Genomic DNA, 4,951 nt, shown 5'->3' on the forward strand with positions numbered 1-4,951 from the left:
GGGTGGACGTGGAACGCGCCGCCGGACACGGCCCCGCCAGGATCTCGGCAGCGAGCCGCCCGGCCCGGTTCAGGAACCCGATCAACAGGACCCCGGCCGCCGCCACGACGGCCTGCACGACGAGCCCCACCCCGAGCACCCGCAGGAGCCGGTCCGCCGGACCGGGGGTCGCGAGCTGCTCGACCAGCTCCATCAGGACGTAGCCGCCCGCCTGGACGCCGAAGAGGCGGCTCCACGTCCGGGCCCAGGCGCCGGACACCCACCCGCGGTGCCCCTGCACGAACCCGAACACGATCGAGGCGAAGATGGCCGCGCCGAAGGCCACGGCGACGAGGTTGGTCAGGGGAGCGAGGTAGCCGTGTCCCGTCTCCAGCAGCACCCGGTGGCGGTGCGCCGCATCGGGGAAGGCCAGGAGGTATCCGAGGTGGTGTCCCAGCACGAGGCCCGCGGCGGCCATGCCGCCCACGGAGACCACGCCGGCTGTGCGAGCCACCCTGGACATGACGGCCAGTTTATGGCGTCGGCGCACGCGCGGTCCCTAGGATGGCCCATGCCGACGCAGCGGACGGGCGACCCGGTCATGACGGTCCCTAACGTCCTGTCGGCCACGCGCATCGCGGTGACCCCGGTGCTGGTGTGGCTGATCGTCTCCGACCGGCGGATGGCAGCCACCGTGCTCGTCGCGGCGATGGGCATCACGGACTTCCTCGACGGCTACATCGCGCGGCACACCGGGACCGTGAGCGAGCTGGGCGTCCTCCTCGACCCGGTGTCCGACCGGATAGCGGTGATCGCGACGCTGGCGACGCTGCTGTGGACCGGGACGCTGCCGGCCTGGCTGGGCTGGCCGGTGCTCGCCCGGGACATCCTGCTGTCCGTGGTGTTCCTCGTGCTCGCGCGGTCCGGGTTCGGGAGCCCGAGGGTCAGGTGGGTGGGTAAGGCGGCCACCTTCCTGCTCCTGACCGCGCTGCCGATGCTCGTGCTGGCCGGACCGCCGGCGACCGCCTCGGGACCGCTGCGCCCAGCCGCCCTGGCCGTGTTCGCAGCCGGTGGGGTCCTTTACTACGTGGCCGCCGGCGCCTACATCCTCGACATCAAGGGATGGTTGAGGGCCCGCCGAGCCGCTCGGGGATAGCCCGGACCACCCCCGGGTAGAATCACATCGATGAGAGGGTGGCGCGCGTGAAGGCGGTGATCATGGCCGGCGGCCAGGGCACGCGGCTGCGTCCCCTGACGTCGAACCAGCCGAAACCGATGCTCCCGATCGTGAACCGTCCGATCATGGAGCACATCATCAACCTCCTACGCCGGCACGGGATCACCGACCAGATCGCCACCATCCAGTTCCTGGGGCGGATGATCCGGTCCTACTTCGGGAACGGCGAGGACCTGGGTGTCCAACTCACCTACGCGACCGAGGAGACCCCGCTGGGGACCGCCGGCTCGGTCAAGAACGCCCAGGACGCGCTCCAGGACGACACCTTCCTGGTGATCTCGGGCGACGCCCTGACGGACATCGACCTCACCCGCCTGATCGAGTACCACCGCGAGAAGGGGTCCATGGCCACCCTCTGTCTCAAGTCGATGGAGAACCCCCTGGAGTTCGGGATCGTCATCACCCGCGAGGACGGGTCCATCGAGCGCTTCCTCGAGAAGCCCAACTGGGGCCAGGTCTTCAGCGACACGATCAACACCGGGATCTACGTGCTCGAGCCGGAGATCTTCGACTACATCCCGGACGAGGCGGTCTTCGACTTCTCGTCGGACCTGTTCCCGCTGCTGCTCGACAAGGGGCTCCCGATGTTCGGGTACGTGGCCCCGGAGCAGGAGTACTGGTGCGACGTCGGCAACCCGGAGTCCTACCTCTCGTCGCACCGCGACGTCCTCGAGGGGAGGGTGAGGCTCGAGGTCCCGGGGTTCAAGCTCGGCGACAACGTCTGGCTGGGCGAGGGAGCCGAGGTCGACCCGACCGCCCGGATCGACGGTCCGTGCGTGATAGGGGAGAACTGCCGGATCGGGCCCGGCGTCCACCTCCGGGAGTTCACGGTCCTGGGAGCCAACGTCGTGTGTGAGGAAGGCGCGTTCCTCCAGCGGTCGATCGTCCAGGACAACGCCTACGTGGGGCCATCTTCGAACCTGCGCGGCGCGGTCATAGGGAAGAGCACCGATGTCAGGCGCAGCGCGCGGGTCGAGGAGGGTGTCGTCATCGGCGACGACTGCTCCATCGGCGCGAACGCCGTCATCAACCCCGGGGTGCGCATCTACCCGTTCAAGACGGTCGAGGCCGGGGCCATCATCACGAAGTCGATCATCTGGGAGTCACGGGGCGTCCGGACGCTGTTCGGCTCCCACGGGGTGGCCGGGCTGATCAACGTCGACGTCACCCCGGAGGTGGTCGTACGGCTCGCTCTCGCGTACGGGAGCACCCTCAAGAAGGGGTCGACGGTCATCACCTCGCGCGACGCCACGAGGGCCGCCCGGGCGATGAAGAGGGCGGTGGTGGCCGGGCTCAACATGGCCGGGATCCACTGCCACGATCTCGAGCTCTCCCCGGAGCCCGTCAACCGCTACTACGTGCACAGCCGCGGGTTCGCCGGAGGGATGACGCTGCGCACCGCGGCGCACGACCCGCAGTCGATCCTGATCCGATTCCTGGACCCCGCGGGCACCGACCTCGACCCGGACCGGCAGCGCAAGATCGAGCGCGCCTACTACCGGGAGGAGTTCCGGCGAGCCTACGCGGGCGAGTTGGGGGAGCTGCACTACCCGCCGCGGGCCATGGACTACTACACGGAGGGACTGCTCGCCTGCGTGGACGCGGGCGCGGTACGGAACGCCCGCCTCAAGGTCGTCGTCGACTTCTCCTACGGGTCCACCTCGCTCGTCCTCCCGGGGATCCTCGGGCGGCTCGGATGCGACGTGCTGGCCGTGAACGCGGCGATAGACGAGGCCCGGTCGGTCCTCTCGGAGCAGGAGGCGGCCGCCCACTCGCAACGCCTGGCCGCGCTCGTCACCTCCTCCGGTTCCCACGTCGGGATGATGCTCGACCCGACCGGCGAGTCGCTCCAACTGGTGGACGACGCCGGCCGGGTGTGCCGTCCGGACACGCTGCTGGCCCTCGCGCTCGTCATGGTCGCCGAGGAGGGGGAGGGGGGAGCCGTCGCCCTCCCCGTGAACACGTCCCGCGAGATCGTCGCCCTCGCGACCGAGCGTGGGCTGGACGTGGTCTGGACGAAGACATCGCTCGGAGCGCTCATGGACGCCGCCGCGGGCGGCGAGGTCCGGCTGGCGGGCGACCCCCAGGGCTCGGTCATATTCCCCGAGTTCGTCGCCGCTCCGGACGCGATGATGGCGGCGGTCCGCGTCTGCCAGTTCCTGGCCCGGTCCGGTCTCCGCCTCTCCGATGTGGTCGGCAAGCTTCCCGAGCCGGCCGTGGTCCACGAGACCGTCCCCTGCCCCTGGGAGATGAAGGGGACCGTCATGCGGCACACGGTCGAGGTCGCCCAGGGTGACGACGTGGACCTGGTCGACGGCGTGAAGATCCACCACGGGGAGGATTGGGTCCTCGTGCTGCCCGACCCGGAGCAGCCCCTCGTCCACGTATGGGCGGAGTCGTCCACCATGTCGAAGGCGGCCGCGCTGGCTGGCACGCAGATCCGCGCCATCCGTAACGTGGTCGGGTAACCCGACCGAACGAGGAGCTGACGTGAGCGATCGATTCCCGACCGATGTCAGGTACACCCAGGAGCACGAGTGGGCGCGCGTGGAGGGCGACGTGGTGCGGGTCGGCATCACCCACTACGCCCAGGATGCGCTGGGAGACATCGTGTACATCGAGCTGCCGGAGGCGGGTGCGCGGGTCACGCGCGAGGGCCCGTTCGGCGAGATCCAGTCCCCCAAGGCGGTGTCCGACCTCTTCGCCCCGGTGACCGGGGAGATCGTCGAGAGGAACCCGGAGGTGGTCAACTCGCCGGAGCTGGCCAACGAGGATCCCTACGGGGAGGGCTGGCTCGTCACGATCCGCCCGGACGACGCCGGCGAGATCGACGGGCTGATGGACGCCTCCGCGTACGAGCAGCTCGTCCAGAGCCTCGCTGAGGAACCGTGAGGTCTTCAGGTCTCACAGTCGTTGACCCACGTAACCCTTCTGTATAGATTGAGCGTCCCACAGGGAGGAGCCGTATGCGCTGTCCGGCGTGTGGACATCAGAACGAGCCCGGTGCGAACTTCTGTTCGCGCTGCGGGGGGGCGGTGAGCGCCGTGGAGGCCGAGAGCACGGCGATGTTCCACGCCATCGAGCCGGAGGGCGACGAGGAGACCCACCTCAAGGAGCTCGAGCCGGGTCAGGCCTGCCTGATCGTGCGCCGGGGTCCGTCGGCCGGGACGAAGTTCGTCCTGGACAAGGCGCTGGTCGCGGTGGGGAGGCACCCGCAGTCGGACATCTTCCTCAACGACATCACCGTCTCCCGCCGGCACGCGGAGATCCGCCTGGAGAACGACTCCTACGTCGTGACCGACCTCGGCTCCCTCAACGGTACGTACGTCAACCGCGAGCGCGTCGACCGCAGCGAGCTCGGTTCGGGCGACGAGGTCCAGATCGGCAAGTTCCGGCTGCTGTTCCTGGCCAACGTCGAGTAGTCGCCGGAGAGGAGGTATGGACGTGGCACTGGAGACAGGGCGTCCGTACCTGTCCATCGGAGAGGTCCTGAACATCCTCAAGGAGGAGTTCGAGGACATCACGGTCTCGAAGATCCGCTACCTCGAGGCGGAGGACCTCATCCACCCGGAGCGCACCTCTTCGGGGTACCGCAAGTTCAGCAACGAGGACATCGAGCGCCTCAGGTTCATCCTGAAGCTGCAGAGGGACCACTTCCTCCCGTTGAAGGTCATACGGGAGCGACTCGCCGACTGGGAGGCATCGGGCGGGGAGGGGGGCCAGCGCAGCCTGTCC

Annotated in this window: 6 protein-coding genes; 5 read left to right on the plus strand and 1 reads right to left on the minus strand. The window is 69.1% G+C overall.

Annotated features, from left to right (window positions below):
• A partial coding sequence (locus tag VM840_01475) for a hypothetical protein (GenBank protein HVL80246.1) occupies positions 1 to 502 on the minus strand: 502 nt, incomplete at its 3' end.
• Positions 503 to 550: 48 nt separating this feature from the next.
• Here VM840_01475 and VM840_01480 point away from each other — a divergent pair.
• From VM840_01480 to VM840_01500, 5 genes are all read left to right on the plus strand, one after another.
• Positions 551 to 1,135 (plus strand): CDP-alcohol phosphatidyltransferase family protein, encoded by a 585-nt coding sequence (locus VM840_01480; protein HVL80247.1) that lies wholly within the window; start codon positions 551 to 553, stop codon positions 1,133 to 1,135.
• Between the two features lie 38 nt (positions 1,136 to 1,173).
• Positions 1,174 to 3,684, plus strand: a complete 2,511-nt coding sequence (locus tag VM840_01485) for a mannose-1-phosphate guanyltransferase (GenBank protein ID HVL80248.1) — start codon at positions 1,174 to 1,176, stop codon at positions 3,682 to 3,684.
• 22 nt (positions 3,685 to 3,706) lie between these two features.
• Complete coding sequence (gene gcvH / locus VM840_01490) at positions 3,707 to 4,108, plus strand: glycine cleavage system protein GcvH (protein ID HVL80249.1); 402 nt, start codon at positions 3,707 to 3,709, stop codon at positions 4,106 to 4,108.
• 74 nt (positions 4,109 to 4,182) lie between these two features.
• The gene (locus VM840_01495; GenBank protein HVL80250.1) at positions 4,183 to 4,638 is read left to right on the plus strand and encodes an FHA domain-containing protein; all 456 of its coding nucleotides are present in this window, start codon (positions 4,183 to 4,185) and stop codon (positions 4,636 to 4,638) included.
• Positions 4,639 to 4,660: 22 nt separating this feature from the next.
• On the plus strand, positions 4,661 to 4,951 hold a 291-nt coding region (locus VM840_01500), incomplete at its 3' end, for a MerR family transcriptional regulator (protein HVL80251.1).

The sequence above is a fragment of the Actinomycetota bacterium genome (assembly GCA_035540895.1).
Lineage (GTDB): Bacteria > Actinomycetota > JAICYB01 > JAICYB01 > JAICYB01 > DATLFR01.